Source organism: Pseudomonas sp. B21128 (assembly GCF_044218865.1).
GTDB lineage: Bacteria > Pseudomonadota > Gammaproteobacteria > Pseudomonadales > Pseudomonadaceae > Aquipseudomonas > Aquipseudomonas iridis.
The window spans coordinates 1,713,464-1,739,425 of the sequence record NZ_CP162590.1 but is presented as its reverse complement, the minus strand read 5'-3'; the positions used below and the strand labels follow the sequence as shown (position 1 = coordinate 1,739,425).

The window sequence follows — 25,962 nt, the reverse complement described above, 5'->3', positions numbered from 1 at the left end:
CACACGGCGCCGTCGCGGAAATACCTCCACGACGGCGCCCCTTCAATTAGCCCGCAGCACCGAATCAACCTCTTGCGCAGCACGCAACAGATGGCTGTCGTCTCTAAACCCTCCAATCATTTGCAGGCCAACGGGTAACGCCCCGGCATTGCGCACGAGCGGAAGGTTGATTTGCGGCAAGCCAAACGCCATCCAGAACTTGCTGAAATCGGAAGGTCCGGTGGCTTCAAGGCCCAACGGGGCGACGATGCCACAGCTCGCCCCCAGGACAGCGTCGAAAGGCTGGAATATCGGCTCCAAAACGGTGGCCAACTTGGCCAGACGCTTCTTTGCCGCTGACTCTTGTTCCCAAGTTGTCAAACGGGCGCGTTCGATCATGGCTAGCAGTTCATCACTGAGTTTGTCCGGATGCATTTGCAGTTCTTTGGACAGTGATCGGGCGCCCTCGCAATCGTTTATCAGCAGATGGTCATCAAAGACCGCCGCAAACTCCTCCGGCAGCAACACCTCGCTCACCTGATGTCCGGCTGAGCGCAGCTCTTCAACTGCAGCTTCCAGAGATCTGGCGACGTCTTCGTCTACCTGATCCCAACGCGCCGTACGACAGAAGCCGAACGAGCATAAATTGCGTTCATGAGCACGCTGCGGGAAACCAGGTATCAAGACCTGAGCCATCACCTCCAGATCGCGAACAGACCTGCCATACCAACCCACCGTGTCAAAGCTCGGCGCTAACGGTTTGACCCCCTCCAGAGAAACCAGACCATAAGAAGGCTTGAAGGCATACAGTCCGCAATAGGCCGCCGGTTTGATCAATGAGCCGGCCGTCTGAGTCCCCACCGCAAGCGGGAAAAACCCGGCCGCCATCCCCGCTGCCGACCCGGCACTCGAACTGCCGGGGGTTCTGGCAAGATCATGGGGATTGCGGGTTGGACCTGTGTGCATATAGGCGAATTCGGTGGTATGGGTCTTGCCCATGATGAGGGCCCCGGCCTGGCGCAGCAGCGCAACGACATGGGCGTCACGCGAGGGACGGTTTTGCTCATAGATAGGCGAGTAAAAACGGGTGGGATGATCGACCGTGTCATAGACGTCTTTGATCCCCACGGGCACACCTGCCAAGAGGCCTTTCGCGTTACCGTTTTTCAATGGGCACGCCTGACTGCGCACCGCGTCCGGATCGAACGAAACGAAGGCCTTTATGCTGCGCTCACCCGCTTCGACACAGCCAATAAAGTGCTCGGCTACTGCCTCTGCGCTCACGACATCCGCACGAACCATTTCAGAAATTGCGGCGGCATCAGCTTGATTGAAATTGGGCATATCGCTCCTTGGACTTCCCTTCTAAAGGCACTTGAGGGAAGTGCGCTTTTTGGACGTTTCAAGTTGCATAAACCGATTGCAAGTCAGTGAAGCCTTTTATCTCGATAGGGTTTCCGGCGGGGTCCAGGAAGAACATGGTCGCTTGCTCGCCGGGCTCTCCCGGAAAACGAATGGTGGGTGAAAGAACAAATTTCACTTGGCCTTCGATCAAACGGTCCTTCAAGGCAACCCAGTCCGACATCTTCAATATCACCCCAAGGTGGGGCATCGGCACGTTGTGCTCACCTACTTTCCCGGTGTTCGTTACCGCAAACGGTTCGCCCAGATGCAACGACAACTGATGCCCGAAAAAATTGAAGTCAACCCAGGTCTCGGTGCTGCGCCCTTCTTCACATCCCAGAAGATCACCATAGAACTGGCGGGAAACCTGCAAATCGCGGACGTGAATAGCGAGATGAAAAATTGACTGCATCGGTAGCTCCTGAACGTCGCCGGTAAGTGAGAATGACTGGCTGAGCTGAAGACTGTGCGGTTTTCATCAAAAGAGATAGCATGTAATTTTTTCGCTATCGAAAGAATTTTTTATGGATACGCGTTATTTGAAAAGCCTCATTACAGTCGTGGAATGTGGCTCCATCGCACACGCCGCGCGCGTGGAAGGTTTGACGGCAGCAGCGATCAGTCAACGAATTCTCGCGCTGGAACGGCAGCTCGGCTTTGAACTGCTATCGCGCGTTGGGCACGCAGCCAAGCCGACTCACGCCTGCCTCGGTTTACTGCCGAGGGCTAAACGCATCGTTCGCGAGATTGCATTGCTGGCGGGAGATGCCGACGAGGGCGGGCTTACGGGGCAGTTACGAATAGGCGCTATTTCAACTGTGCTGACCGGTCTGCTACCCGGCGCATTGCGCGCACTGACCGAACTGGCGCCGGGGCTGACGCCGGTCATCGTGCCGGGGACATCGCGCGCGTTGTATCAGTCGCTTCTCTGCGGGGAAATCGACGCGGCCATCCTGGTGGTTCCGCCGTTCGAATTGCCGAAAGCCCTGCAGGCGGTATCGCTTCGCAAGGAACCTCTGGTTTTTCTCTCAAAGGAAAAATCCTCGGAGAGCATCCCGGCTCAACTGAAAACCCAACCGTATATCCGCTACGACCCTGACTCGTGGGGCGGAAGGCATGCCGAGCACTATCTGGCGGACAACGGATTACTGCCGACGCCGCTGGTGGATCTGGATGCACTGGAGACCATTGCCATGCTTGTGACGGAAGGCCTGGGCGTGAGCCTTGTGCCTTACTGGTCCGGCTTCGAACACTGGGGCCACAAGTGTGTTGTGACCCCGCTTGGCAACGATCGCTACGACAGAGAGATCGCGCTGATCAGCCACGTTCAGACTGACCGGCCCAGGATGATGAGCGCTTTGTCCAACGTGCTTTCACTGGCACAAGCCTGACGGGATTCAATCTGGCCTGGACTCGGCATGTTCCTTCTCAGGGCTATCCGCTTTCGGCGCCCCGCTTTCGCTGCGGATCTGCGCATGGCTGATCAGGGCGAAGATAAAACTGCCGCCGATGATATTGCCGGCCAGCGTCGGCCCCGCAAACACCGCCCAGAAATCGCTCCACGGCAACTCGCCAGCAAACACCAGATAGGACACCTCCGCCGAACCGACGACGATGTGGGTGAAGTCACCGAGCGCCATGAAGTAGGTGATGAGGATGATGATCCACATCTTCGCGCTCTCCATCGACGGGATCATCCAGACCATGGTGGCGATCATCCAGCCGGAAACAATGCCTTTGGCGAACATCTGGCTGGCGCTGTGCTCCATCACCTTGCGGCCGATTTCGAGGAAGGCGTGGTCGGTCTTGGCGTCGAAAATCGGCAGCTCCAGCATCACGTAAGCCACCAGAATCGTGCCGCACAGATTGCCGGCCAGCACCACTGTCCAGAGGCGGATGAGCCGTCCGAAGTTAAGCAGCGTGGGTTTGGTCATGACCGGCAGCACCGCGGTCAAGGTGTTTTCGGTGAACAGTTGCTGGCGGGCGAGGATCACCGCGAGGAAACCTGCGCAGTAGCCAAAACTGGCAATCACCTTGAATTCGTCGCCCTCGGGCAATCGCGAATTGAGCAGGCCCATGCCCATCAGCGACAGGCCCATGGTCAGCCCTGCAGCGAGCGCCGACCACCATAGCGCAGCGATACTGCGTTCAAGCTCCTGATCGCCTTGGGAGCGGATGATTTCATGCAGAACCGCCGCGCGGGGCGGCTGGCTTTTCTCGACTTCGTGTTGCTCTTTGGCCGAGAGATCGGGGGTCTTGCCGTCGGTGGGCGTGGTCATGGCGTGGGAACCGGTGGGGGGTGGTGTTTACCTACGACCCCGGCGGTTCAAGGCTGTTCAGTGGCCAGATGAATCTTCGGTGACAGGACAATCGCTTTCGCGAGCAAGCTCGCTCCCACAGGTACAGGGTGATCCTTGTGGGAGCGCGCTTGCTCGCGAAGAAAGCGGCGCCGATGTTATTGGGTGACTAACTCATCGTCCTGGAACTGGTCTTTCACATACCTGATCTCGGTCCGCCCGTGCGGTGCCGGCAGGCCGTCTTCACCGAGGTTGACGAAAACCATCTTCTCCACAGTCAGAATGCTCTTGCGGGTGATCTTGTTGCGTACTTCGCAGGTCAGGGTGATCGAGGTGCGGCCGAACTCGGTGGCAGTGATGCCCAGTTCGATGATGTCGCCCTGGCGCGAGGCGCTGACGAAGTTGATTTCGGAAATGTACTTGGTGACCACGCGCTGATTGCCCAGCTGGACGATGGCGTAGATCGCTGCTTCCTCGTCGATCCAGCGCAACAGACTGCCGCCGAACAGGGTGCCGTTGGGGTTGAGGTCTTCGGGTTTTACCCATTTGCGGGTGTGGAAATTCATGTTCACTCCTGAGCGTTTGCCGAAAGATGGGCGGTATCTTGGCAGACCGAGCGGTCATGCTCCATGAGCCTTCTACTATGGTCGTGATTGGTGATCTTCATTTGGCCGACAGAAAGCCTTTGGAAGATCAGTCTAGACGGCTATAATCGCCACCGTTTCAAAACGGTAACTTCCACTTGATACCGTTTTCCCGCCACCTGTCCGAGGGGCGCTGCAGCAGGTTCAACCTGTCAGGCTCGGATGGGGCGTTGACTGGCCTAGGCCGGACACTAAACGCACAACGGCGCCCATTCGCATACATTACGAATGGAGGCTCTTCATGAGCGCTGTTATCACGCCTGCAGATTTTAACGATTACAAAGTTGCCGACATGTCCCTGGCTGCCTGGGGCCGTCGCGAAACCATCATCGCCGAATCGGAAATGCCGGCTCTGATGGGTCTGCGTCGCAAGTACTCCGGCGAACAGCCGTTGAAAGGCGCGAAGATTCTCGGCTGCATCCACATGACCATTCAGACTGCCGTGCTGATCGAAACCCTGGTTGCCCTGGGTGCCGAAGTACGCTGGTCGTCCTGCAACATTTTCTCGACTCAGGATCAGGCTGCTGCCGCTATCGCTGCTGCCGGCATCCCGGTTTTCGCCTGGAAAGGCGAAACTGAAGAAGAGTACGAGTGGTGCCTGGAGCAGACCATCCTGAAAGATGGCCAGCCATGGGACGCCAACATGATCCTCGACGACGGCGGCGACCTGACCGAGCTGCTGCACAAGAAATACCCACAGGTTCTGGATCGCGTTCACGGCGTGACTGAAGAAACCACCACTGGCGTACACCGTCTGCTGGACATGCTGGCCAAGGGCGAGCTGAAAATCCCGGCCATCAACGTCAACGACTCGGTGACCAAGTCCAAGAACGACAACAAGTACGGCTGCCGTCACAGCCTGAACGACGCGATCAAGCGCGGCACCGACCACCTGCTGTCCGGCAAGCAAGCGCTGGTCATCGGTTACGGTGACGTGGGCAAGGGCTCCGCCCAGTCCCTGCGCCAGGAAGGCATGATCGTTAAAGTGTCCGAAGTCGACCCGATCTGCGCCATGCAGGCTTGCATGGACGGCTACGAGCTGGTTTCGCCATTCATCGACGGCATCAACGACGGTACCGAAGCGAGCATCGACAAAGCGCTGCTGGGCAAGATCGACCTGATCGTGACCACCACCGGTAACGTCAATGTTTGCGACTCGAACATGCTCAAAGCCCTGAAGAAACGCGCCGTTGTCTGCAACATCGGTCACTTCGACAACGAAATCGACACCGCTTTCATGCGCAAGAACTGGGCATGGGAAGAAGTGAAGCCGCAGGTACACAAGATTCATCGTACCGGTGCTGGCGCTTTCGACGCTCAGAACGACGACTACCTGATCCTGCTGGCCGAAGGCCGTCTGGTGAACCTGGGCAACGCTACCGGTCACCCGAGCCGCATCATGGATGGTTCGTTCGCCAACCAGGTGCTGGCACAGATTTTCCTGTTCGACCAGAAGTACGCCGACCTGTCGCCAGCCCAGAAAGCCGAGCGCCTGACCGTTGAAGTACTGCCGAAGAAACTCGACGAAGAAGTGGCCCTGGAAATGGTTCGCGGCTTCGGCGGCGTGGTCACTCAACTGACCAAGCAACAGGCTGACTACATCGGCGTCACCGTCGAAGGCCCGTTCAAGCCGCACGCTTACCGCTACTAAGTTTAGAGCAGCTGCGAGCATCCAGCTTCAAGCGGCAAGCGAGGTCAAAAGCCGGACTTGCCGTGTAAAGCGTGAGGCTCTGCCCCTATTTCAAAACAGTGTCAGGCAGCAGGCTCCAGGCACAAGAGACAAGCGCACCTCCGCTTCTCTTGCAGCTTGAAGCTTGCCGCTTGTAGCTGGAGGTCCCCTCCGATGTCCCAAGACCGTCGCTACAGCTTCGAGTTCTTCCCGACCAAGACCGATGCTGGGCATGAAAAGCTGCTCAACGTTGCCCGTCATTTGGCAACGTACAATCCCGACTTCTTCTCCTGCACCTATGGCGCAGGTGGTTCGACGCGTGATCGCACCCTCAACACCGTTTTGCAGCTGGAAAGCGAAGTCAAAGTACCGGCCGCACCGCACCTGTCGTGCGTCGGCGACAGCAAGGACGACCTGCGCGGCCTGCTGAACGAGTACAAGGCTGCCGGCATCAAGCGCATTGTTGCCCTGCGTGGCGACTTGCCGTCCGGCATGGGCATGACCAGCGGTGAGCTGCGTCACGCCAATGAACTGGTTGAATTCATTCGTGAAGAAACCGGCGACCATTTCCACATCGAAGTCGCCGCTTACCCGGAGATGCATCCGCAAGCGCGCAATTACGAAGACGATCTCGCCAACTTCGTGCGCAAGGCTCGCGCCGGCGCCGACAGCGCGATCACCCAGTATTTCTTCAACGCCGACAGCTACTTCTACTTTGTCGATCGTTTGCAGGCGCTGGGCGTGGATATTCCGGTGGTGCCGGGGATCATGCCGATCACCAACTACAGCAAACTCGCGCGCTTTTCCGATGCCTGCGGTGCGGAAATCCCGCGCTGGATCCGCAAGCAACTGGAAGCCTATGGCGATGACACTCAAAGCATTCAGCGCTTTGGTGAGCAAGTCGTCAGCGAGATGTGCGAACGCCTGTTGCAGGGCGGCGCACCGGGGCTGCACTTCTATTCCATGAACCAGGCTGAACCTAGCCTGGCGATCTGGAATAACCTGAAGTTGCCGCGCTGAAGCAGCTACACGCTTCAAGCTGAAAGCTACACGCCAGATCAAAAGATCGCAGCCTGCGGCAGCTCCTTGGGATTTAGTTCTCCCGGCAGGAGCTGCCGAAGGCTGCGATTTTTTGCTTTTAAAGGCCCGAGGCAGAGCTTGTAAAGGCCGTTTCTGGCTCTTTATGGTTTCTCGTCGTAATCTCAAGCCATGCCTTTGATCACGCAACTATTCGCCGTGCTGGTTTTTGCTTGCCTGAGCTTCGCCGCTCGGGGCGAGAAGCTGCGTATTGTCACCGAGCCGTGGGCGCCTTACGTCTATGAAGAGAACGGTAAAAAGCTCGGACTGGACTACGAAACCACCGCCATTGTGTTCAAGCGCCTGGGCATTGAAGTCGAATGGCAGTTCCTGCCGTGGAAACGCTGCCTGTCGATGCTCGAAGCCGGCCAGGCCGACGGTGCGCTGGATATTTTTCACAGCGACGAGCGCGACGCCACCCTGCTCTACCCCAGCGAGCCGCTGTCGGATGTCGAGTTCGTGATGTTCTACGCCAACGAGCGACCCCACCCGTTCACCAAGCTCGACGACCTCAAAGGCCTGACCATCGGCACTTCACCGGGCTATCTGTACAGCCCCGACTTCAGCGAATCGACCCTGTTTACCCGCGAGCCCGCGCCGACCCATGAAGCCAACTTCGGCAAACTGGTGCGAGGACGCATCGATTTGTTGATCACTGATCGCCGTGTCGGCCAGCATTTGCTCGATGAGTTGAATATTCGCGATCTGATCAGCGAAAACCCCACGGTTATTAGCCGCCAGAGCCAGTTTCTTGCAGTTCGGCGCAATGCCGGGATGGATTTGCTGGTCCAGCGCTTCGGCGCCGAACTCAAGCGTTTCAAGCGCGAACCAGCCTACGCCGAGCTGAGCGCACGCTATGGCGCAGCCCCTGGCCAGACGGTGCCATTGAGTAGTGCGTCGGCGGACAGCCAAACCGTTGAGCAGCAGGAAAGCGGCGCGCAGTGATTGCTCTGTTATACTCCGGCGTTCCCGCCAGGCTCACGCCCGGACGCCCGGAACCTTAACAGGCCTCTCGACCCGCTACAGCGCAGCTTTCAGCCCGCGCGAGCACTCCAGACGTGTCTTTGGAACCGCAGCAGGACCGGACGGGATTGCGTCCTCTTAAACGTGATTCGCGCCAGGCAAGATTCCCATTGGGCCAAGCCCTAACTAAAACAGGATTACTCATGTCCTTTGCTTCCCTCGGTCTCTCCGAGGCTTTAGTCCGCGCCATCGAAGATGCGGGCTATACCGAGCCTACTCCGGTGCAACAGCGGGCCATTCCCGCCGTGTTGCAAGGTCGCGACCTGATGGTTGCGGCGCAGACAGGTACTGGTAAAACCGGCGGTTTCGCCCTTCCGATCCTGGAGCGGTTGTTCCCCAACGGTCACCCGGACAAATCCCAGCGTCACGGCCCGCGCCAACCGCGCGTACTGGTCCTGACCCCGACCCGCGAACTCGCGGCCCAGGTTCACGAGAGCTTCAAGATTTACGCCCGTGACCTGAAATTCGTCAGCGCCTGCATCTTCGGCGGCGTCGGCACGAACCCACAGGTTCAGGCCATGGCCCGTGGCGTCGACGTGCTGGTGGCGTGCCCGGGTCGTTTGCTCGACCTGTGCGGCCAGGGCAGCGTCGATCTGTCCCACGTTGAAATCCTCGTCCTCGACGAAGCCGACCGCATGCTCGACATGGGCTTCGTGCACGACGTGAAGAAAGTCCTCGCACGTCTGCCGTCCAAGCGTCAGAACCTGCTTTTCTCGGCGACGTTCTCCAAAGACATCACCGACCTTGCCGGCAAACTGCTGCACAACCCGGAACGCATCGAAGTCACGCCGCCGAACACCACGGTCGAGCGCATCGAACAGCGCGTATTCCGTCTGCCGGCCAGCCACAAGCGTGCGCTGCTGGCGCACCTGATCACCGCCGGCGCGTGGGAACAGGTGCTGGTGTTCACCCGTACCAAGCACGGCGCCAACCGTCTGGCCGAGTACCTCGACAAGCACGGTCTGCCGGCTGTCGCGATTCACGGCAACAAGAGCCAGAACGCTCGCACCAAAGCCCTGGCCGACTTCAAGGCTGGCGACGTGCGCATTCTGGTTGCCACCGACATCGCCGCGCGCGGTCTGGACATCGACCAGTTGCCACACGTGGTCAACTTCGAACTGCCGAACGTCGATGAAGACTACGTGCACCGTATCGGCCGAACTGGCCGTGCCGGTCGTTCGGGTGAGGCGATCTCGCTGGTCGCACCGGACGAAGAAAAACTGCTGAAAAGCATCGAGCGCATGACCAAGCAGAAAATCGCCGACGGCGACCTGATGGGCTTCGACTCGAGCACCATTGAAGCCGAGAAACCGGAAGTGCGTGAACGTCCGGACGTGCGCAACCCGCGCAATCCTCGTGGCCCGCGTGGCGACGGTCCGAATGGCGGCGGCGGTGGCGGCGGTCGTAAAGACAAGGGCAAGGAAAAGAGCAAGGAAAAGCCAGCCGGCGAACGCGGCGAGCGTCCTGCCCGTCAGCAAAAGCCTCGCGAAGGCACACCGGTCCGTGACCAGCGTCCGAGCCAGCCGCCACGTGCTGCTGCTGACCGCGCTCCGGACGAGTTCCTCGACGACGACGTGGATAACTTCGGCAACCGCGTTGACTACGTGCCCAAGCCAGCCCCTGCCGGCGGTCGCGGTCGTCGTCCAGGCGCACCGGCCCAGGGCGCAGGCGCAGGTTCGGGCGCACCACGCGGCGGTCAGTCGCAGGGTCGCCAGAACGCTCCGCGCAACACCAACGGCTCGAGCACCGGCACCCCGCCAGCCAAGCGTAGCGGTCCACGCAATGGTGCACCGCGTGACGGTCAGTCGGGTCGTCGCGACGACTCTTCCTCGTCCTCGCGCAACCGCCGCCCGGCCCGTGACGATCAGCCTCGTAGCGAGCCAGCCGTGCAGGCCCCGCGCAGCAATGGCCCGAAGATCATGCACAAGGAATCGAAAGCCGACCGCTTCCCGACTCCTGAGCAGCTCGATCAACTGCCAAGCCGCCCACGTGGCGAAAAACCGGCCTTGCTGACGCGCAATCGCTGATGTGATGCCGCAATGAAAAAATGCCCCGGTTCGCAAGAGCCGGGGCATTTTTTATGCGCAACGCCAACCCTGTACACACCTCCCACAGGGGGATGTGTGTGTGGCAGGCAATAAAAAACGCCCCCGGCTTTCCAACCGGGGGCGTTTTTGTGTGGCTGGCGAAAAATTACTTCGCTTTCACGCCTTCAAACGAAACGTACAGCTCGACCGCGTCGGACTTGGGACCCAGGTCTTTTTGCTTGCCGAAATCGGAACGCTTGATGCTGGTGGTGCCTTCGAAGCCGGCACGGTAGCCGCCCCATGGATCCTTGCCTTCACCCAGGAAAGTGGCTTTGACAACCACTGGCTTGGTGACGCCCAGAAGGGTCAGGTCGCCAGTCACGTCAGCGGTGTTCGCGCCGGTGGACTTGACGCTGGTGGAGACGAACGTCGCTTTGCCAAACTTGCTGGCATTGAGGAAGTCTGCGCTGGCGATGTGCTTGTCGCGTTCGGCGTGATTGGTGAACACGCTGGCGGTGTTGACGTTGAACTCGATCTTGCTGTCTTCAGGCTTGGCCGCGTCAAAGCTGAACTTGCCGTCGATGTCCTTGAAAGTACCGGTGATGAAGCTGTAGCCCAGGTGGCTGATCTTGAAGTCGACGAAGGCGTGCTGGCCTTCTTTATCAACGACGTAGTCAGCTGCCATTACGTTGGCGGACAGAACGGCAGAACCGATTGCCAGAGCGGCCAGAGTCTTTTTCAACATGCTTTGTTTTCCTTTGGAGTCGAGGTTGAATTTCAGGCTTTGCGACCGAGCATTCGAGTGAGGGTCGCATCACGATCGATAAAGTGGTGCTTCAATGCTGCCAACGCATGGAGACCGGAAAAAATTACCAGCGCCCACGCGAGCCAGAGATGAATCACCCCAGCGGTATCTGCCTGATCCGGTAGCCCGGAAACCAGTGCAGGAACTTCAAACAGGCCAAACACCGGAATACCGACACCGTCTGCGGTGGAAATCAGGTAACCGGCAAGCATCACAGCGAACAGCGCGAGATACAGAAACCCGTGGCCGAATTTAGCGCCGATACGGGTCATGCGGCTGTAGCTTTGCAGCGTCGGCGGCGGTGGGCTGATAAAACGCCACAACACCCGCAACACCATCACAGCCAGCAGCACCAGACCAATGCTCTTGTGCAGATCCGGCGCGTCTTTACGCCAGGTGCTGTAGTAATCCAGCCCTACCATCCACAGGCCCAGCGCGAACAGTCCGAAGACCACCAGCGCCACACCCCAGTGCATGAAGATGCTGACCCAACCATAGCGCGAAGAAGAGTTACGTAGCTGCATTGCCCAAATCCTGTGAGAACTGCGAACCAAGACTAGCGAGTTATCTATCGAATTAAAGCGGAAAATTTCGCTTTGAAATATCGAGAAATACGATGAAGAGTCTGAAAGTGGCGTGTTAAGGAAAGATTAAAGGAGAAAGGGTGGCGGGAGGTTAGGTGGCAGACCCTGATGATTCGCTGTTTGGACAGGCCTCATCGCGGGCAAGCCCGCTCCGACAGTGGTCGCTGGCGGGCATAAATTCTGCGTTCATCGCAAAAATCTGTGGGAGCGGGCTTGCCCGCGATGAGGCCCTTACAGGCAAAAAAAAGCGCGGCATAAGCGCCGCGCTTCTTCATTTACCGCAAGGCTTTACTGCGCCTTGGTCTCGGTCGTTGCCGCAGGCTTGGCTGCTGGCTTGGCTGCTGGCTTCTTCGCCGGTTCAGCCTTTTTTGCCGCCGGTTTGGCCGCTGGCTTTTTCGCTTCGGTTTTCGCCGCAGGTTTCTTCGCTGCTGGCTTGGCCGCCGCTTTCTTTGCAGGCTCGGCTTTTACCGGTGCGGCTGGCTTCGGTGCTTCCACCGGCGCTGGCGCAGGGGTCGGCGCAGGCGCTGGAGCCACTGGAACTGGAGCCGGCTCTGGAGCTTTCACAGGCTCTGGCTTCCTCTCATCATCCGAACCACCGAACAGATTGCTGAAGAAGTTGCCCTTCTTCGCTGCCACGGCACCGGCCGCGCCCGCCGCTGCTGCCGGGATCACTTTGGCCGGTTCAAATGATTTGCCTGCCGCCAGATCTTCAACCTGGCTGGCCGCACGCTGACCGGTGCGCAGCGCGCCTTCCAGAGTGCCCGGGTACAAGGTGTCGGTGTGTTCGCCGGCAAACGCTACGCGTTGCAGCGGACGCTCCCAGACGCGCCAGAACTTGCTGATCTGGCCCGGGCCGTAGGCGAGGTACGCGCCGCCCATCGACGGGTCGGTGCTGTAGCGACGGATCTCATAACCGGTGAACGAGCCACGGGCCTGTGGATAAAACGCGTGCAGACGAATCAGCACCTGATCGACCATCTGCTTGTCGCCAAATGCCTGCATCACGCGGGCATTGTCGCCGGACAGGTTGATCACCACGTTGGCGCCGCCCTTCAGCGCGGGCTCGATCCACAACATGCCGAGACCGGTGTTGCTGTAGATCTCGCCGGACATGCGCGACTTGCTTTCCCACACCGGCGTCTTGAACTTCAGCATGATCTGGTCGCGCCAACCGTAGTTGGTGCCCTTGATCGCCGCCAGACGCTGAGCATCCAGCGCCGGGGTCAGCTGAATCTTGTTCAAGGCACGCAACGGTACAGCCAGCACGACGTAATCGGCCTGGTAACCGACGCTGCCGACCTTGACGGTCACGCCGTCCTTGTCCTGATTGATGGCCGATACCGGCGAATTGGTCTTGATGACCTTGATCTGTTTGACGAACGCTTGCGCCAGCACCTGACTGCCGCCGACCAGACGCGAGGCGCGCAGGTCACGGTCGGAGACGCCGCGATACACGCGGTTCTGCTGGGCGAAATACAGCAGCGACAGACGCGAAGGCTCGTCGTAGTGAGTGCGGATGTCCTGGTTGATCAACTGTCGCGCAGTGGCTGGCAGATTCTGTTTGTCGAGCCAGCTCGACACGGTGATCTGGTCCAGTGCGTGCAGGGTGTTGGTCGCTGCCGGGTTCTGTGGATCGTCGATCGAGCGCGCCAGATCGTCGAGGGTTTTCTGATAGCGCTTGAGCGCATCGGCGGTGGCTGGTTGCTTGGTCGCCAGGTCGGCAGCGGAGAAATACTCGCCGTCGATCAGATAACCGGGCGTGCGCACGAATTCCGGCGCAGGCGTGGTGCCGAGCTTGAACGTCGAGACGTACTTGTTCAGTACCGGCTGGGTTTTGTCATTGCCGATCCACTCGCTGGTGGCCATGCCCGAGCGACCGCCCAGGCTTGGTTTGGCTTCGAGCAGCGTGACCTGCCAGCCTTTGTTTTGCAGCTCATAAGCAGCGGTCAGGCCCGACAGGCCGCCGCCGATCACGATTGCAGTTTTATCCTTGGCCAGCGCCGTAACGCTGAACAGCCCCAACATCACCAGCGCACAGGCGCGCAGCCAACCGACAGACATTCAGCGAACTCCGGAAATACACAGAAAAAAGCAGTTGTGCGGGTCAGACGACCCAAAGAACCGCGAAGAATACGTTAGCCATCAAAACGCCGCCAGCGACGTCTATCGGCTCATACAAAGTAGCTCAATCGACACAATGGGTTGTTCCCGCGCGATGCATTGCATAGGCTTGCGCGATTGTTTGCCCGCGCCTGTCGCGAGCCGCCTCGAGGAGACTGTAAATGGGCCTTAATAATCAGTGGATGCAACGCGATCTCGCGGTGTTGTGGCATCCCTGCACCCAGATGAAAGACCACGAACAACTGCCGCTGATCCCGATCAAGCGCGGCGAAGGCGTCTGGCTCGAAGATTTCGAAGGCAAGCGCTACCTCGACGCAGTCAGCTCGTGGTGGGTCAACGTGTTCGGCCACGCCAACCCGCGGATCAACCAGCGCATCAAGGATCAGGTCGATCAACTGGAGCACGTGATTCTCGCCGGTTTCAGCCATCAACCGGTGATCGAGCTGTCCGAGCGTCTGGTGAAAATGACGCCGGAAGGCCTGAACCGGGTGTTCTACGCCGATAACGGTTCGTCCTGCATCGAAGTCGCGCTGAAAATGAGCTTTCACTACTGGCTCAACCGCGGCATGCCGGGCAAGAAACGCTTCGTCACCCTGACCAACAGCTACCACGGCGAAACCATGGCGGCGATGGCGGTCGGCGACGTGCCGCTGTTCACCGAAACCTACAAAGCCCTGCTGATGGACACCCTCAAGGTGCCGAGCCCGGATTGCTACGGGCGTCCGCAAGGGATGAGCTGGGAAGAGCACTCGCGCAACATGTTCGCGGCAATGGAACAGACATTGGCCGAGAACCATGACAGCGTTGCGGCAGTGATCGTCGAGCCACTGATTCAGGGTGCCGGCGGCATGCGCATGTATCACCCGGTGTACCTCAAGCTGCTGCGCGAGGCCTGCGACCGTTACGGCGTGCACCTGATCCTCGACGAAATCGCCGTCGGCTTTGGCCGCACCGGGACGATGTTCGCCTGCGAGCAGGCCGGCATTCGTCCGGACTTCCTCTGCCTGTCCAAGGCCCTGACCGGCGGCTACCTGCCGCTGGCCGCGTGCCTGACCACCGACGATGTCTACAGCGCGTTCTACGACGACTATCCAACTCTGCGCGCCTTCCTCCACTCGCACAGCTACACCGGCAACCCGCTGGCGTGTGCGGCGGCGCTGGCGACGCTGGATATCTTCGAGCAGGACAACGTGATCGAGAACAACAAGGCACTCGCTCAGCGCATGACGTCGGCGACGGCGCACCTGGTCGATCACCCGAACGTCAGCGAAGTGCGTCAGACCGGCATGGTCCTGGCTATCGAGATGGTCAAGGATAAAGCCACCAAAGAAGCCTACCCTTGGCAGGAGCGCCGCGGTCTGAAGGTGTTCCAGCATGCGCTGGAGCGTGGCGCACTGCTGCGTCCGCTCGGCAGCGTGGTGTACTTCCTGCCGCCGTACGTGATCACGCCGGAGCAGATCGACTTCCTCGCCGAAGTCGCCAGCGAAGGCATCGACATCGCCACCCGTGACAGCGTCAGCGTGGCCGTGCCGAAAGATTTCCACCCCGGTTTCCGTGATCCGGGCTGATCTATTTCACTTAAGCTTCAGCGGTGACCGAACTACCGTCATCGCTGGCAAGCCAGCGCCCACAGGGTCTGCGCAAGTCCTTGTGGGAGCTGGCTTGCCAGCGATGGGGCCGCCAGACTTTTACACTTTTTACAGAGACCCCGCATGAGACTGTCCCGCTTCTTTATCGATGCCCCGCTAAGCACCGGCCAACACGAACTGCCGGAAGCGCAGGCGCATTACATCAGCCGCGTGCTGCGCATGGCCGAGGGCGATGCGGTGCAGATGTTCGACGGTTCCGGCCATGAGTTTCGCGGTTCCTTGCTGGAAGTCGGGAAGAAACGCGTGGTAGTGCAGATCGACGAGCAGTTCGCCGGACAGATCGAATCACCACTGCACATCCATCTCGGCCAGGGCCTGTCCCGCGGCGAGCGGATGGACTGGGCGATCCAGAAAGCCACCGAACTGGGCGTCAATGAAATCACGCCGATCTTCAGCGATCGCTGTGAAGTTCGCCTCAAAGACGAGCGCGCTGACAAACGCCTGCAGCATTGGCGTCAGGTGGCGATCAGCGCGTGTGAGCAATGTGGTCGTTCGCGGGTCCCGGTGATTCATCCACCGGTACTGCTGGCGGACTGGATCAAGCAGACCGAAGCCGAGTTGAAACTGGTGCTGCACCCGGTGGCCGAGCCACTGGTGAGCCATGCCAAACCTTCGACACTGGCGTTTCTGATCGGGCCGGAGGGCGGCTTGTCCGAGGCCGAGGTCGAGCAGGCCAAAACCAACGGCTTCCACGCTGCACGCCTCGGTCCGCGCGTGTTGCGGACCGAGACGGCGCCGGTGGTTGCGTTGGCGGTGGCACAACAGTTGTGGGGTGATTTCTAGGACCCCATCGCTGGCAAGCCAGCTCCCACAGGGTTCAGTGTTGTTCACAAATGTTGTGGCCAACAACGCACCTGTGGGAGCTGGCTTGCCAGCGATTAGCCGCGCCTCGGCCTACAGGACGTAAAACATGATCGCGACAAAGTGCAGCAGGCTCCCGGCAATCACGAACAAATGCCAGATCCCGTGGGCATGCCGCAGACGATGATCCAGGGCAAAAAAGATAATCCCCACGGTGTACAGAACCCCGCCCGTCGCCAGCCACGCGAAACCCGTCGCGCCTAACGCCGCCAGTAACGGCTTGACTGCCACCAGCACGATCCAGCCCATCACCGCATAGATCACGATGGACAGAATCCGCGCCTCGGAACGCGGTTTGATCTCTTGCACAATGCCGATCAGCGCCAGCCCCCAGACAATCCCGAACAACGTCCAGCCCCACACCCCGCGCAAAGTCACCAGACAAAACGGCGTGTAGCTGCCGGCGATCAGCAGATAGATCGAAAAGTGATCGACCTTCTTCATGATCTCTTTCTTGCGCCCGCGCACGCTGTGGTACACGGTCGATGCGCTGTACAACACCAGCAGGGTAAACGCGTAAATCGCCACACTGACGATCTTCCATGGACTGCCATCGAGGCAGGCGATGACCAGCATCCACACTCCACCGATAAAAGCCGCCACTGCCCCGACCAGATGCGTCCAGGCGTTCAATCGTTCTCCGTGATACATCTATTGCTCACCTCAAAATTCATTACCGCAGTGCGCAAGGCTCGGGCCTTGAGCGTAAAAGCGCAATGTTTCCGTTCAACATGAATCCGCGTAGGAGCTGCCGCAGGCTGCGATCTTTTGATCTTCAAAGGCAAAAGATCGCAGCCTGCGGCAGCTCCTACAAAGGGCCGCGTTTACCGTGCACAATCGGCCGATACCAAAAAGAGTCCGCGCCATGCTGATCGACGAAGAGTTGACCCTGAAAAAACTCGAGGTGTTCCTCGCTTTCATGCGCACCGGCAATCTCGCCCGTGCCGCTGCCGAGTTGCAAACCAGCAACGTCAGCGTGCACCGCGCGATTCACTCGCTGGAAAACGCCCTGCGCTGCCCGCTGTTCAAACACGAAGGCCGCAACCTGACGCCGCTGGAAAGCGCCTATGTACTGGAGGAATGCGCGCAGAAGCTGATCCAGGACGTGGTCGAAAGCGTACGCCTGACCCGCGAGGCCGCCGGGTTCTCCGCCGAACGCTTCAAGCTCGGCTCGCTGTATTCACTGACCGTGAAAACCGTGCCGCAACTGATCATGGGCCTGAAGATCCGCCGCAGCGAACTCAACATCGACCTGATTCTTGGCTCGAACATCGACCTGCTCTACAAGCTGAAAAACATGGAAGTCGACGCGATTCTGGTGTCGCTGGACGACAGCATCAACGACCCGGATTGCGAGCAGATTGCGCTGTTCTCCGATGACATTTTCCTCGCCACCCCTGCCGATTCAAGATTTGCCCAGCGCAGTGAAGTTGATCTGGCGGACGTACGCGATGAAACCTTCATCACCTTGACCCAGGGCTTTGCCACGCATCAGGACGGCAATCGGGTGTTCAGGCAGGCGGGGTTCGAGCCGAAGGTGGCGATGCAGGTGAATGACATCTTCACGCTGCTGAGCATGGTCAGTTCCGGGGTAGGTTATGCGTTGCTGCCGGGGCGGATTGCGGCGGTGTACGAGAACCGGGTAAAGCTGATTCCGCTGCAGGAAAAGTATCGGTTGCAGCAGCACATCGGCGTGGTGTTTTTGAAGGCCAAGGAGCGCGATCCGAATTTGCTCGCGTTGTTGGCGGAGTGTCGGATGTATGCCAATCGCCAGGTCTGAAACCGAGTTGTCTGAATCGCTGGCAAGCCAGCTCCCACAGTGTGTTGCGCCGCACAATAAATCTGTGTTCAACACATCGCCCTGTGGGAGCGGGCTTGCCCGCGATGGCGTCAGCTCAGGTAACAAACAACCAAAGCCCTACCCCACCAACCCCCGCATCACCAAAAACAACACCGAAGGCCCAAGCAAACACCCAAGCGCGGTATAGAACGCCGCCGTCAGACAACCGTAAGGCACCAGCTTCGGATCCGTCGCCGCCAGCCCGCCAGCCACGCCACTGGAAGTGCCCATCAACCCGCCGAAGATCACCGCGCTGCGCGGGTTGTTCAAGCCGATCATCGGCGCTACGAACGGCGTCATCACCATCACCAGAATGGCCTTGATCAACCCCGCGGCAATCGACAGCGCCATGACTTCAGAACTGGCACCAATCGCCGCACCGGTCACCGGGCCGACAATGTAAGTCACCGCCCCCGCGCCGATGGTGGTCAGGCTCACCGCATCGGTATAACCGAATGCCATCGCCACACCTACACCGGCGACAAACGACGTGCCCACCCCGACAAACAGCGCCAGTACACCGACAAACCCGGCTCGTTTGAGCTCTTCAACACTCACGCCGAACGCCGTGGCAACGATGGCGAAATCGCGCAGCATCGCTCCGCCCAGCAAACCGATACCGGACAACAGTGGAATATCCACCACGCCTTTCTGTCCACCGGTCAGCGCACCGCCAACGTAGGACAACACCAGCCCGAGCAGAATGGCGATCGCCGAACCGTGCAACCGGCCCTTGGTGAAGGTGTTGGACATCCAGTAGGACACCCACATGGTCAGGCCGACAATCAGGAAACCGCTGATCAGGCCGTAACCGGTGATGACTTTCATCAATGATTCGTACATGGCGATCACCCCACAGTCTTGGGTGGAATGACGGCGGTCGACTCCTTGTTACCAAGGCGTACCAGCACCGGCACCATGGCAAACGCAATCACCACAGCCAGCGTCCCCGCCAGAATCGCCATCGGCCCGCCCTTCAGTGCGCCGTAAACGTTTTGCTGCGCCGCCATGGCGACCACGATCGGAATGTAGATCGCACTCCAGAACTCGACTCCCTGTTCAGTCTTGCCCTTGAGCCAGCCGGTTTTGTTCAGATAACTGCCCAGGCCGATCAACAGCAGCATCGCAATGCCCACGCCGCCGACGTTGGCCGGCACGCCGATCAGCTTGCCGAGCAGTTCACCGACCCAGATACCCACCAGCGTACAAAAGGCGAGAAACGCCACACCGTAAATAATCATTGTTGTAGTCCTCAAAGTGCATCGTCGAATGTTGTTTTTGTTGTTCGAAGCTTGAGTCGGCGTTTTAGGTTCGGCGGCTTCCCTCCTCACGCAACAGCGCCTGCAAGGTGTCGAGGCGAGCACTGTCGAAGGCAGTGACAGTGCCTGATTCAAACACCCGGCGCGCCAGCCCGGTCAGCACCGCACCGGGCGGCAGTTCGATCTGTAGCCGCACGCCGCGCTCGTAGGCGCTTTGCACGGTGCCGCGCCAGTCCACTACGCGGCACATGTTGAAAGCGAGGTCGTCGCGCAGGGCATCGACCTTAGTCACCGGGCGCGCCCGGCTGCCACTCAGGTAAGCGATTTGCGGGGTTTGCAGTTGTATTTTGGCGAAGGCTTCAGCGAGGGCCTGAGCCGGGTGATCCAGCAGCGGACAATGCGACGGCACGCTGACCGCCAGACGTTTCGCCAGCCCCGCGCCACGACTGCGCGCCAGTTCGGCAACCGCTTGCATCGCCTTGTCACTGCCAGCAATGACCGCTTGGTTATCGGCGTTGATGTTGGCCAGATAAACCGGCGTTTCGGCGCTATGAACCTGCACCAGCAACGCTTCGACTGTGGACAACTGCAAGCCGATAATCGCGGTCATGCCAAAGCCCTGTGGATAAGCCTGCTGCATCAACTCACCGCGCAGGCTGACCAGATGCAGTGCATCGCTGAAGCTCAAGGCACCCGCCACCACCGCTGCCGGGTAAGCGCCGATGGACAAACCTGCGACGTAATCCGCCGTCAGTCCGTGCTGCAGCAGTTGCCGCGAAGCGGCTGTGCCTGCGATCAACAGACACAACTGAACCGCCCTTGTCGTGCGCAACGCTTCGGCAGAGTCGAGCAGCAACACGTTTTCGCCGAGCACATCGCTGGCCTCGACTAAGGTTTCCCGAGGCAACCGCTGGAGCATGCCCGGTTGCTGCGCGCCTTGGCCTGGGAACACCAAAAGGCTGCTCACGCTGCCTGCTCCTGCACATTCCATGGATCTGCCACCAGACACGCCTGATGGGCGTTTTTCAGCAGCACCCGCGCTGAGGGGCCAGCCCATTCGCGCAGGGCCACCGCGCCGAATGGCGTCTGCAATTGCATGTCGACCCGGCAGGCTGCCTGATCGAAAAGCGCTACCAGTTTGCGCGCCTGATTACGCGCCAACAGGTGCGGCGTACGCAGGATCAGATCGAGATCGCTGCCCTCATGCATCGCCGCAAAGCCACTGGCCAGTTCAAACCCGGCACTGCCACTGACGCCCCAGACCCAACCGCAATCATCGAGCATCGGCCGCAACCGTTCGAGCGCGCGCAGGGCCGGCACGTCGCGATCACTGTCGACATGACAAAGCGCTTCCGGACTGACCCGACAGGCAATCGAATCGACTGCCATGAACGCCGCCAACCGCTGCTCGCGCAAAACACCGCGCACGCCAACGGCAACAAAACCATCAGCGCTCATTGCCCGGCGCACCACCACCGGTTGCCCGACCCTGAGCGATTCAACCGCCCACTGCGGCGCATCCACCGGCAACTGCGCAGGCGTCATGCCCCAGAGCAGATCGTGGGCCAGAGGCATGTTCACCACTGCGCCCTCAGCAGTTCGCGCACGCGGCTGGAAGCTTCACGATTGTTCGCACCGAGACGACCGCTCAGATCATTGATGCTGACATCGTTGATCGCTTGGTTCAGGCATCCAGTCACCCGGGCCAGATCCTCGGCTGTCGGCTGTTCGATCTGCTGCACCGACAGGGTTTCCCAGAGCAAGCCGAGGCTGGCGTAGCTGTCGATGTCATAAGCCATCGGCGGCACGCTGGCGGCCAGTGCTTCGAGTTCTTCGACGCTGCGCAACGTGACCCGCGCCGCCGACGCCTTGCCCATCGCGTGCACCATCACGCCGGGATCGCGCAGGGCAATCAAACGGTTGGCCTGATAACCGTGGGCAAGAAACGCCCCGGACATCGCTTTGCCCACCAGAAGCCCAATCACCGGATGCCCGGCCAAACGTGCGCGGGCATAACTGTCCGCAGCACCGGCCAAAGCCTGATGAATGCCCAGCGCTTCTTCGCGACGACCATAGGCCTGGCTTGGTACATCGACGATGGCGATCAGTGGGCGCTTCTGTGATTTGTCGCGGTCAGCCGTGATCGCGTCATCCACAGCCTTGGCCAAACCCCAGCCTTCCAACAGCCCGACTTCACCGTTTCGAGCACGGGGAAAACGATTGTGCGGGTCAGCGACCACGGCGATAAAACGCCCGAGCTGGCCATCGGCAACTTTCAACGATGACGGCAACCCTTCGACCTCTACGGCGCCAGCGCTCAACGCGTTGAACCAGTTCAAACCGCGCACGGAATAGCTACTCATGAGCGCTCTCCTTGATACAGATCGCGAACCACCGAAGGCTCGATTTGCTTGTCAGTGTCAAGGCTGGCCAGACGCTGCAGGAACCACTCGGCACGCTGACTGCGCGGTTGCGTCGGCAATCCTTGCTGCAGTAATTCGCCGACCTGCTGACGAATCTGCGCCACATCATCGGCGACATAACGATCCACCAACCCACTGGCGAAACGCTGCTCGCCACCGGTCAGGCTCCAGATAAATGGCCGGTCGCGTGAGTCGTATTCTTCGATCCCGGCTTCCTGCTCGATCACTTGCGGGCCGTTCAGGCCAAGGCGTGCTTCCTGGGTCACCAGCAGATAGCTGCACAGCGCAGCGGCAATCGACATGCCGCCAAAGCAACCCACGCTGCCCGCCACCACACCGACGACCGGTTGGTACTGCTGCAAATCGACAATTGCCGCGTGAATATCGGCAATCGCCGCCAAGCCGAGATTGGCTTCCTGCAAACGCACGCCACCGGTTTCCAGCAGCAATATGGCGCGGGTCGGGATGCCTTTGCGGTTGTCCTCGGCGGCCAGCTCCAGCGCGCCGGCAATCTTCGCCCCGCCGACTTCGCCGAGGCTGCCGCCCTGAAACGCGCCTTCGATGGCGGCGATCACCACCGGCAGCCCATCGACGCTGCCCTTGGCGATCACCACGCCGTCATCGGCCTGCGGCACCACGCCCTGGCGTTCAAGCCATGGCGACATGACGCGCTGGAACGGGTCAAGCAATTCGCGGAAGGTACCGGCATCGAGCAAGGCTTTCGCCCGTTGCCGCGCGCCGAGTTCAACGAAGCTGTGTTTGTGCAAAAGCGCTGCGCTGTCAGTCATGGCCGATCTCCTCGAAACCTTGCTCCAGACGCAACCGCACCACACCCGGCGTCGCGCCGAAATCGTGGATATCGATGGCCATGGCGGGCGGCGTGGTGCCGTCGAACATCCGCGCAAACAAGTGCTGCCAGCGCTGCTGCGCGCCGTTGACCGAGGTCTGCACGTTGATCGTCAACTTGCCGGCCAGTCCCGGTTCGATCAGCACTTCCAGATCGCCCGAGCCAACACAACCGACCAGCGCGCGACCGCGTGGCGGCTGCCCGGCGGGGAATTCAAACGATAGGGTTTCCATCAAAACGCTCCCTGAAAGAGGCCTTCGCGCTCGATTCGGTCGAGCAGTAGCGTGGCGGCGAGCAAGTCGGCGGCGCCACCGGGCGAGGCATTCAATGCGATGAGTTGTTGATCCAGTTCGTGCAGTCGACGGCGGCCGGTGAGGCTGGCGCTACCGCCGGCATCCAGCACCGCTTGCGCGCCTTGCTGCATGGCTTGCAACCCCGCTTCGCCGGCGCGATAGAGCACGCAGGTGTCGGCCAGGTCAGTCATGATCGCCAGCAAGGCGTCGAGTCGGGCGTTCTGTTCGCCCTGACCACAGGCGCGACTGCTTTTGAGCTGCGGCAAGCCGCGTTGCAGCACCGACGGAAAACCCAGTTGCGCTTCTTCGCGAGCACCGCGTGCGCCGTACCGCAGTGCGACTTGCGCGCCGTGACTTAGCGGGCGCGGTGCGTAGCGATCATCGAGCAGCGCCAGACGTGCGGCCCTGACGGAAACAGCACCAACCGTGCTGGATTTCACGTCCAGTGCCGCCGCTGTCACGATCAGGCCCAACGCCCAGATCGCGCCGCGATGGGTATTCACGCCATCAGTGGTCGCGAGCATCGCTTGCTCGCCTTCACGGCCAATCCGCCCAATCGCTTCGCGCAACGGCAAAGCGACTTCGCCGATGTCGACAGCCGCTTCGGCCATCTCCTTGAACGCTGGCCACAACGACAGCGCCGAAGCGTGCATCAGGCCCAGGTGCAGATCGGTGTGCGCGCCGTTGCCACGACGATCCACCAGTGCCGGTTTCGGTGACAGATCCGCTTCGTCGATCAATGCGTCGACCGCCAGATCCGCCAGTCGCTCGGCCAGGCTCAGAGGTTTCGTTTGCAGGTTGAATGCGTGCATTACCAGCTCCTGAACTTGGCGGGCGGGTTGTAGAGGCCGCCGGACCACTCGACCAGATCGGCCACGCTCTTCGCCGCCAGCAGTTCGCGGGTGGCGTCGGTGCGGCGGATGCCGAGGTCTTCGGGCAAGGCGATCAGGCCTTCGCGGCGCATGCGTTCGGTGTCTTTGGGGTTGTGGCGCAGGCCAATGGCGGTGACGCCCGCAACGGCTGCGATCATCGCTTGGCGCTCTTCCAGCGAACGCGCTTTATAGAGGTAAGCGATGCCTTCTTCGGTCAGCAGGTGGGTCACGTCGTCGCCGTAAATCATGATCGGCGCCAGCGGCATGCCGCTCTTCTTCGCCACTTCCACCGCATCGAGGGTTTCGACGAAGGTCGGTTTGCCCCCCTCCTGGAACGTCTCGACCATTTGCACCACGAGTTTCTTGCCGCGTTCTAGCATCGGTTGCTGCGAGTCGTCGTGGCGCATATCGAGCCATGCAGGCGTGCCATGGCGGCGGCCACGCGGGTCGTGGCCCATGTTCGGTGCGCCACCGAACCCGGCGAGTCGGCCACGGGTAACGGTGGAAGAATGGCCGTCTCCATCGACCTGCAGCGTCGCGCCGATAAACAGATCCACCGCGTACTGCCCGGCTAGTTGGCAGAACATCCGGTTGGAACGCAGCGAGCCGTCGCGACCGGTGAAGAACACGTCTGGCCGGGCGGCGATGTAATTTTCCATGCCCAGTTCGGTGCCGAAGCAATGCACGCTTTCAACCCAGCCACTTTCAATCGCCGGGATCAGAGTCGGGTGCGGGTTGAGGGTCCAGTTGCGGCAGATCTTGCCCTTGAGGCCAAGGGATTCGCCGTAGGTCGGCAGGATCAGTTCGATGGCCGCGGTGTTGAAACCGATGCCGTGGTTGAGCGACTGCACGTTGTGTTTTTCGTAGATGCCGCGGATCGCCATCATCGCCATCAACACATGCACAGGCTTGATGTGACGCGGGTCGCGGGTGAATAGCGGTTCGATGTAGAAAGGCTTGTCGGCCACCACCACAAAATCAACCCATGACGCCGGAATGTCCACGCGGGGCAGCTCGCTGACGTCGTCGACCAGTTGATTGACCTGGACGATGACGATGCCGTCACTGAACGCCGCCGGTTCGATCAGCGCCGGGGTGTCTTCGGTGCTTGGGCCGGTATAGATGTTGCCGGCGCGGTCGGCCATGAACCCGGCCGAGAGCACGACGTTGGGGATCAGGTCCACCACCAGCCGTGCGTAGAGTTCGATGTAGGTGTGGATCGCGCCGATTTCCAGCAACCCATCTTCAAGCAACTGGCTGATGCGCAGGCTCTGGGTGCCGGCGAAGGAGAAATCCAGCTTGCGAGCGATGCCGCGTTCGAACAGGTCGAGGTGCTCGGAGCGGCCGACGCTGGGCATGATCATGTGCAGGTCGTGGAGCTTTTCGGGATCAGCCTTGGCGAGAGAGCGGGAGAGGAAATCCGCCTGCTTCTGGTTATTGCCCTCCAGCACTACACGGTCTCCCGGCAGGATCAACGCCTCAAGCGCCGCGACGATCTTGTCGGTGGGCAACACCACACCGTCGGCCAGCCCACGCACCTTGTCGAGACGGCGCTGCTTCTCATCGCGCCGCCGCGTCCAGCGCGAGTCGGGGGAAATTGTTGTTGTCATGCTCACTCCACGGGTTCGCTGTCGTGGAGCTAAGTTAGGCGTGTGGGGTGGGTCCATCAATCAAGCAGGGTGGTGAATCATTACGCTTGGCGTAATGATCAAGAGCACCCTCACCCTAGCCCTCTCCCGGAGGGAGAGGGGACCGATTGGGGGATGCTCAAGAAATATGCCGACCTGACTGTGCTTTACCGAATCCATAATCGACCGGGTTTTCAGGTCGGTGCATAACACCAGACACTGCGATCGGCCTCGTCTCCCTCCGGGAGAGGGCTGGGGTGAGGGGCTTTTGGCTTACTCGGTTGGCACTAACCTGTCCTGCACCCGATTAACCGCCAGCTCCGCCAGCATCACCACTTGCGCGATGCCTTGCAGGGTTTTGCGGTGGGTGCCTTCGACCATCGCCACATGGTTGTGCAGCATGACGGTGGCCGAGCCGAGGGTTTCGCTGGCATCTGCCAAGAGAGACTCGGTATCAGCTTCGGGGTCTGTCATGTACAGCTTGTTGGAGGTTCCCGGGCGTAACACCGAGTGTCTTTAAACATCAGCGCCGGAAAGGGTTTATTGCACTACAGAAATTGCGGATTTGCCTGTCGGCATCTAGCGACGCGACTGGCCTCATCGCTGGCAAGCCAGCTCCCACAGGATTTTGTGTGGTTCACAAGACTCGACTACAACTCG

Annotated in this window: 25 protein-coding genes, 1 pseudogene and 1 riboswitch; of the genes and pseudogenes, 8 read left to right on the top strand and 18 right to left on the bottom strand. The window is 60.1% G+C overall.

The features are described 5' to 3' along the window. Positions 1–42: 42 nt before the first annotated feature. Entirely contained in the window at positions 43–1,323 is a 1,281-nt protein-coding gene (locus AB4P91_RS07705; RefSeq protein WP_395604584.1) for an amidase, read from the bottom strand. A 58-nt stretch (positions 1,324–1,381) separates the two neighbouring features. Further along, positions 1,382–1,795 (bottom strand): VOC family protein, encoded by a 414-nt coding sequence (locus AB4P91_RS07700; RefSeq protein WP_150593624.1) that lies wholly within the window; start codon positions 1,793–1,795, stop codon positions 1,382–1,384. 112 nt (positions 1,796–1,907) lie between these two features. On the opposite strand from AB4P91_RS07700, the gene AB4P91_RS07695 reads away from it, so the two are divergent. Next, positions 1,908–2,774, top strand: a complete 867-nt coding sequence (locus tag AB4P91_RS07695; protein WP_150593623.1) for a LysR family transcriptional regulator — start codon at positions 1,908–1,910, stop codon at positions 2,772–2,774. Positions 2,775–2,780: 6 nt separating this feature from the next. Here AB4P91_RS07695 and AB4P91_RS07690 read toward each other — a convergent pair whose 3' ends face one another. After that, a complete protein-coding gene (locus tag AB4P91_RS07690) occupies positions 2,781–3,662 on the bottom strand; it encodes a formate/nitrite transporter family protein (protein ID WP_150593622.1) in 882 nt (293 codons plus the stop codon). Between the two features lie 176 nt (positions 3,663–3,838). Continuing rightward, on the bottom strand, positions 3,839–4,246 hold the full coding sequence (locus AB4P91_RS07685) for an acyl-CoA thioesterase (RefSeq protein ID WP_150593621.1): 408 nt from the start codon (positions 4,244–4,246) through the stop codon (positions 3,839–3,841). A 197-nt stretch (positions 4,247–4,443) separates the two neighbouring features. Beyond that, positions 4,444–4,542: riboswitch (S-adenosyl-L-homocysteine riboswitch) on the top strand. 23 nt (positions 4,543–4,565) lie between these two features. On the opposite strand from AB4P91_RS07685, the gene ahcY reads away from it, so the two are divergent. The 4 genes from ahcY (at position 4,566) to AB4P91_RS07665 (ending at position 10,120) form a co-directional block, all read left to right on the top strand. Further along, entirely contained in the window at positions 4,566–5,975 is a 1,410-nt protein-coding gene (gene ahcY / locus AB4P91_RS07680) for an adenosylhomocysteinase (RefSeq protein WP_047303898.1), read from the top strand. A 192-nt stretch (positions 5,976–6,167) separates the two neighbouring features. Then, positions 6,168–7,013: a methylenetetrahydrofolate reductase [NAD(P)H] gene (gene metF, locus AB4P91_RS07675; RefSeq protein ID WP_150593620.1), complete on the top strand. Its 846-nt coding sequence runs from the start codon at positions 6,168–6,170 to the stop codon at positions 7,011–7,013. 189 nt (positions 7,014–7,202) lie between these two features. Then, positions 7,203–8,015 carry an ABC transporter substrate-binding protein gene (locus tag AB4P91_RS07670; protein WP_150597551.1) on the top strand — a complete coding sequence of 271 codons (813 nt, stop codon included), beginning with the start codon at positions 7,203–7,205 and terminating at the stop codon, positions 8,013–8,015. Positions 8,016–8,236: 221 nt separating this feature from the next. Further along, the gene (locus tag AB4P91_RS07665; protein WP_395604583.1) at positions 8,237–10,120 is read left to right on the top strand and encodes a DEAD/DEAH box helicase; all 1,884 of its coding nucleotides are present in this window, start codon (positions 8,237–8,239) and stop codon (positions 10,118–10,120) included. A gap of 166 nt (positions 10,121–10,286) precedes the next feature. On the opposite strand, the gene AB4P91_RS07660 is transcribed toward AB4P91_RS07665, so the two are convergent. The 3 genes from AB4P91_RS07660 to AB4P91_RS07650 form a co-directional block, all read right to left on the bottom strand. Further along, positions 10,287–10,865, bottom strand: coding sequence for a YceI family protein (locus tag AB4P91_RS07660; RefSeq protein ID WP_042561513.1), 579 nt, complete (start codon positions 10,863–10,865; stop codon positions 10,287–10,289). Between the two features lie 32 nt (positions 10,866–10,897). Then, positions 10,898–11,449 (bottom strand): cytochrome b, encoded by a 552-nt coding sequence (locus tag AB4P91_RS07655; RefSeq protein WP_150593617.1) that lies wholly within the window; start codon positions 11,447–11,449, stop codon positions 10,898–10,900. A 348-nt stretch (positions 11,450–11,797) separates the two neighbouring features. Then, positions 11,798–13,570 carry a flavin monoamine oxidase family protein gene (locus tag AB4P91_RS07650; protein WP_395604582.1) on the bottom strand — a complete coding sequence of 591 codons (1,773 nt, stop codon included), beginning with the start codon at positions 13,568–13,570 and terminating at the stop codon, positions 11,798–11,800. A 221-nt stretch (positions 13,571–13,791) separates the two neighbouring features. Here AB4P91_RS07650 and AB4P91_RS07645 point away from each other — a divergent pair, with 221 nt between their 5' ends. Then, positions 13,792–15,198: an adenosylmethionine--8-amino-7-oxononanoate transaminase gene (locus tag AB4P91_RS07645; protein ID WP_395604581.1), complete on the top strand. Its 1,407-nt coding sequence runs from the start codon at positions 13,792–13,794 to the stop codon at positions 15,196–15,198. A 144-nt stretch (positions 15,199–15,342) separates the two neighbouring features. Next, entirely contained in the window at positions 15,343–16,062 is a 720-nt protein-coding gene (locus tag AB4P91_RS07640; protein WP_395604580.1) for a 16S rRNA (uracil(1498)-N(3))-methyltransferase, read from the top strand. Between the two features lie 111 nt (positions 16,063–16,173). Here AB4P91_RS07640 and AB4P91_RS07635 read toward each other — a convergent pair whose 3' ends face one another. Then, complete coding sequence (locus tag AB4P91_RS07635; RefSeq protein WP_150593613.1) at positions 16,174–16,791, bottom strand: hemolysin III family protein; 618 nt, start codon at positions 16,789–16,791, stop codon at positions 16,174–16,176. 214 nt (positions 16,792–17,005) lie between these two features. Between AB4P91_RS07635 and AB4P91_RS07630 the strand changes: the two genes are divergently transcribed. Further along, complete coding sequence (locus AB4P91_RS07630) at positions 17,006–17,920, top strand: LysR substrate-binding domain-containing protein (RefSeq protein ID WP_150597557.1); 915 nt, start codon at positions 17,006–17,008, stop codon at positions 17,918–17,920. A gap of 138 nt (positions 17,921–18,058) precedes the next feature. On the opposite strand, the gene madM is transcribed toward AB4P91_RS07630, so the two are convergent. From madM to AB4P91_RS07580, 10 genes and pseudogenes are all read right to left on the bottom strand, one after another. Then, the gene (gene madM, locus AB4P91_RS07625) at positions 18,059–18,823 is read right to left on the bottom strand and encodes a malonate transporter subunit MadM (RefSeq protein ID WP_042562233.1); all 765 of its coding nucleotides are present in this window, start codon (positions 18,821–18,823) and stop codon (positions 18,059–18,061) included. A gap of 5 nt (positions 18,824–18,828) precedes the next feature. Further along, entirely contained in the window at positions 18,829–19,221 is a 393-nt protein-coding gene (gene madL, locus AB4P91_RS07620; protein WP_042561520.1) for a malonate transporter subunit MadL, read from the bottom strand. 64 nt (positions 19,222–19,285) lie between these two features. Next, positions 19,286–20,206, bottom strand: coding sequence for a malonate decarboxylase subunit epsilon (gene mdcH, locus AB4P91_RS07615; RefSeq protein ID WP_150687983.1), 921 nt, complete (start codon positions 20,204–20,206; stop codon positions 19,286–19,288). Further along, positions 20,203–20,823, bottom strand: a complete 621-nt coding sequence (locus tag AB4P91_RS07610) for a malonate decarboxylase holo-ACP synthase (protein ID WP_150687982.1) — start codon at positions 20,821–20,823, stop codon at positions 20,203–20,205. The genes mdcH and AB4P91_RS07610 overlap by 4 nt, the downstream gene beginning before the upstream one ends. Further along, entirely contained in the window at positions 20,817–21,602 is a 786-nt protein-coding gene (mdcE, locus tag AB4P91_RS07605; RefSeq protein ID WP_395604579.1) for a biotin-independent malonate decarboxylase subunit gamma, read from the bottom strand. The genes AB4P91_RS07610 and mdcE overlap by 7 nt, the downstream gene beginning before the upstream one ends. After that, positions 21,599–22,450 carry a biotin-independent malonate decarboxylase subunit beta gene (locus AB4P91_RS07600; protein ID WP_150597561.1) on the bottom strand — a complete coding sequence of 284 codons (852 nt, stop codon included), beginning with the start codon at positions 22,448–22,450 and terminating at the stop codon, positions 21,599–21,601. The genes mdcE and AB4P91_RS07600 overlap by 4 nt, the downstream gene beginning before the upstream one ends. Continuing rightward, complete coding sequence (locus AB4P91_RS07595) at positions 22,443–22,742, bottom strand: malonate decarboxylase subunit delta (protein ID WP_003229075.1); 300 nt, start codon at positions 22,740–22,742, stop codon at positions 22,443–22,445. The genes AB4P91_RS07600 and AB4P91_RS07595 overlap by 8 nt, the downstream gene beginning before the upstream one ends. Further along, a complete protein-coding gene (locus AB4P91_RS07590; RefSeq protein WP_395604578.1) occupies positions 22,742–23,614 on the bottom strand; it encodes a triphosphoribosyl-dephospho-CoA synthase in 873 nt (290 codons plus the stop codon). Before AB4P91_RS07590 ends, AB4P91_RS07595 begins: the two co-directional genes overlap by 1 nt. Then, positions 23,614–25,284 (bottom strand): malonate decarboxylase subunit alpha, encoded by a 1,671-nt coding sequence (mdcA, locus tag AB4P91_RS07585; protein ID WP_150601962.1) that lies wholly within the window; start codon positions 25,282–25,284, stop codon positions 23,614–23,616. Before mdcA ends, AB4P91_RS07590 begins: the two co-directional genes overlap by 1 nt. A 291-nt stretch (positions 25,285–25,575) precedes the next feature. Beyond that, positions 25,576–25,800, bottom strand: a pseudogene (locus tag AB4P91_RS07580) (DUF6124 family protein); the annotation flags it as partial. Positions 25,801–25,962: the final 162 nt, after the last annotated feature.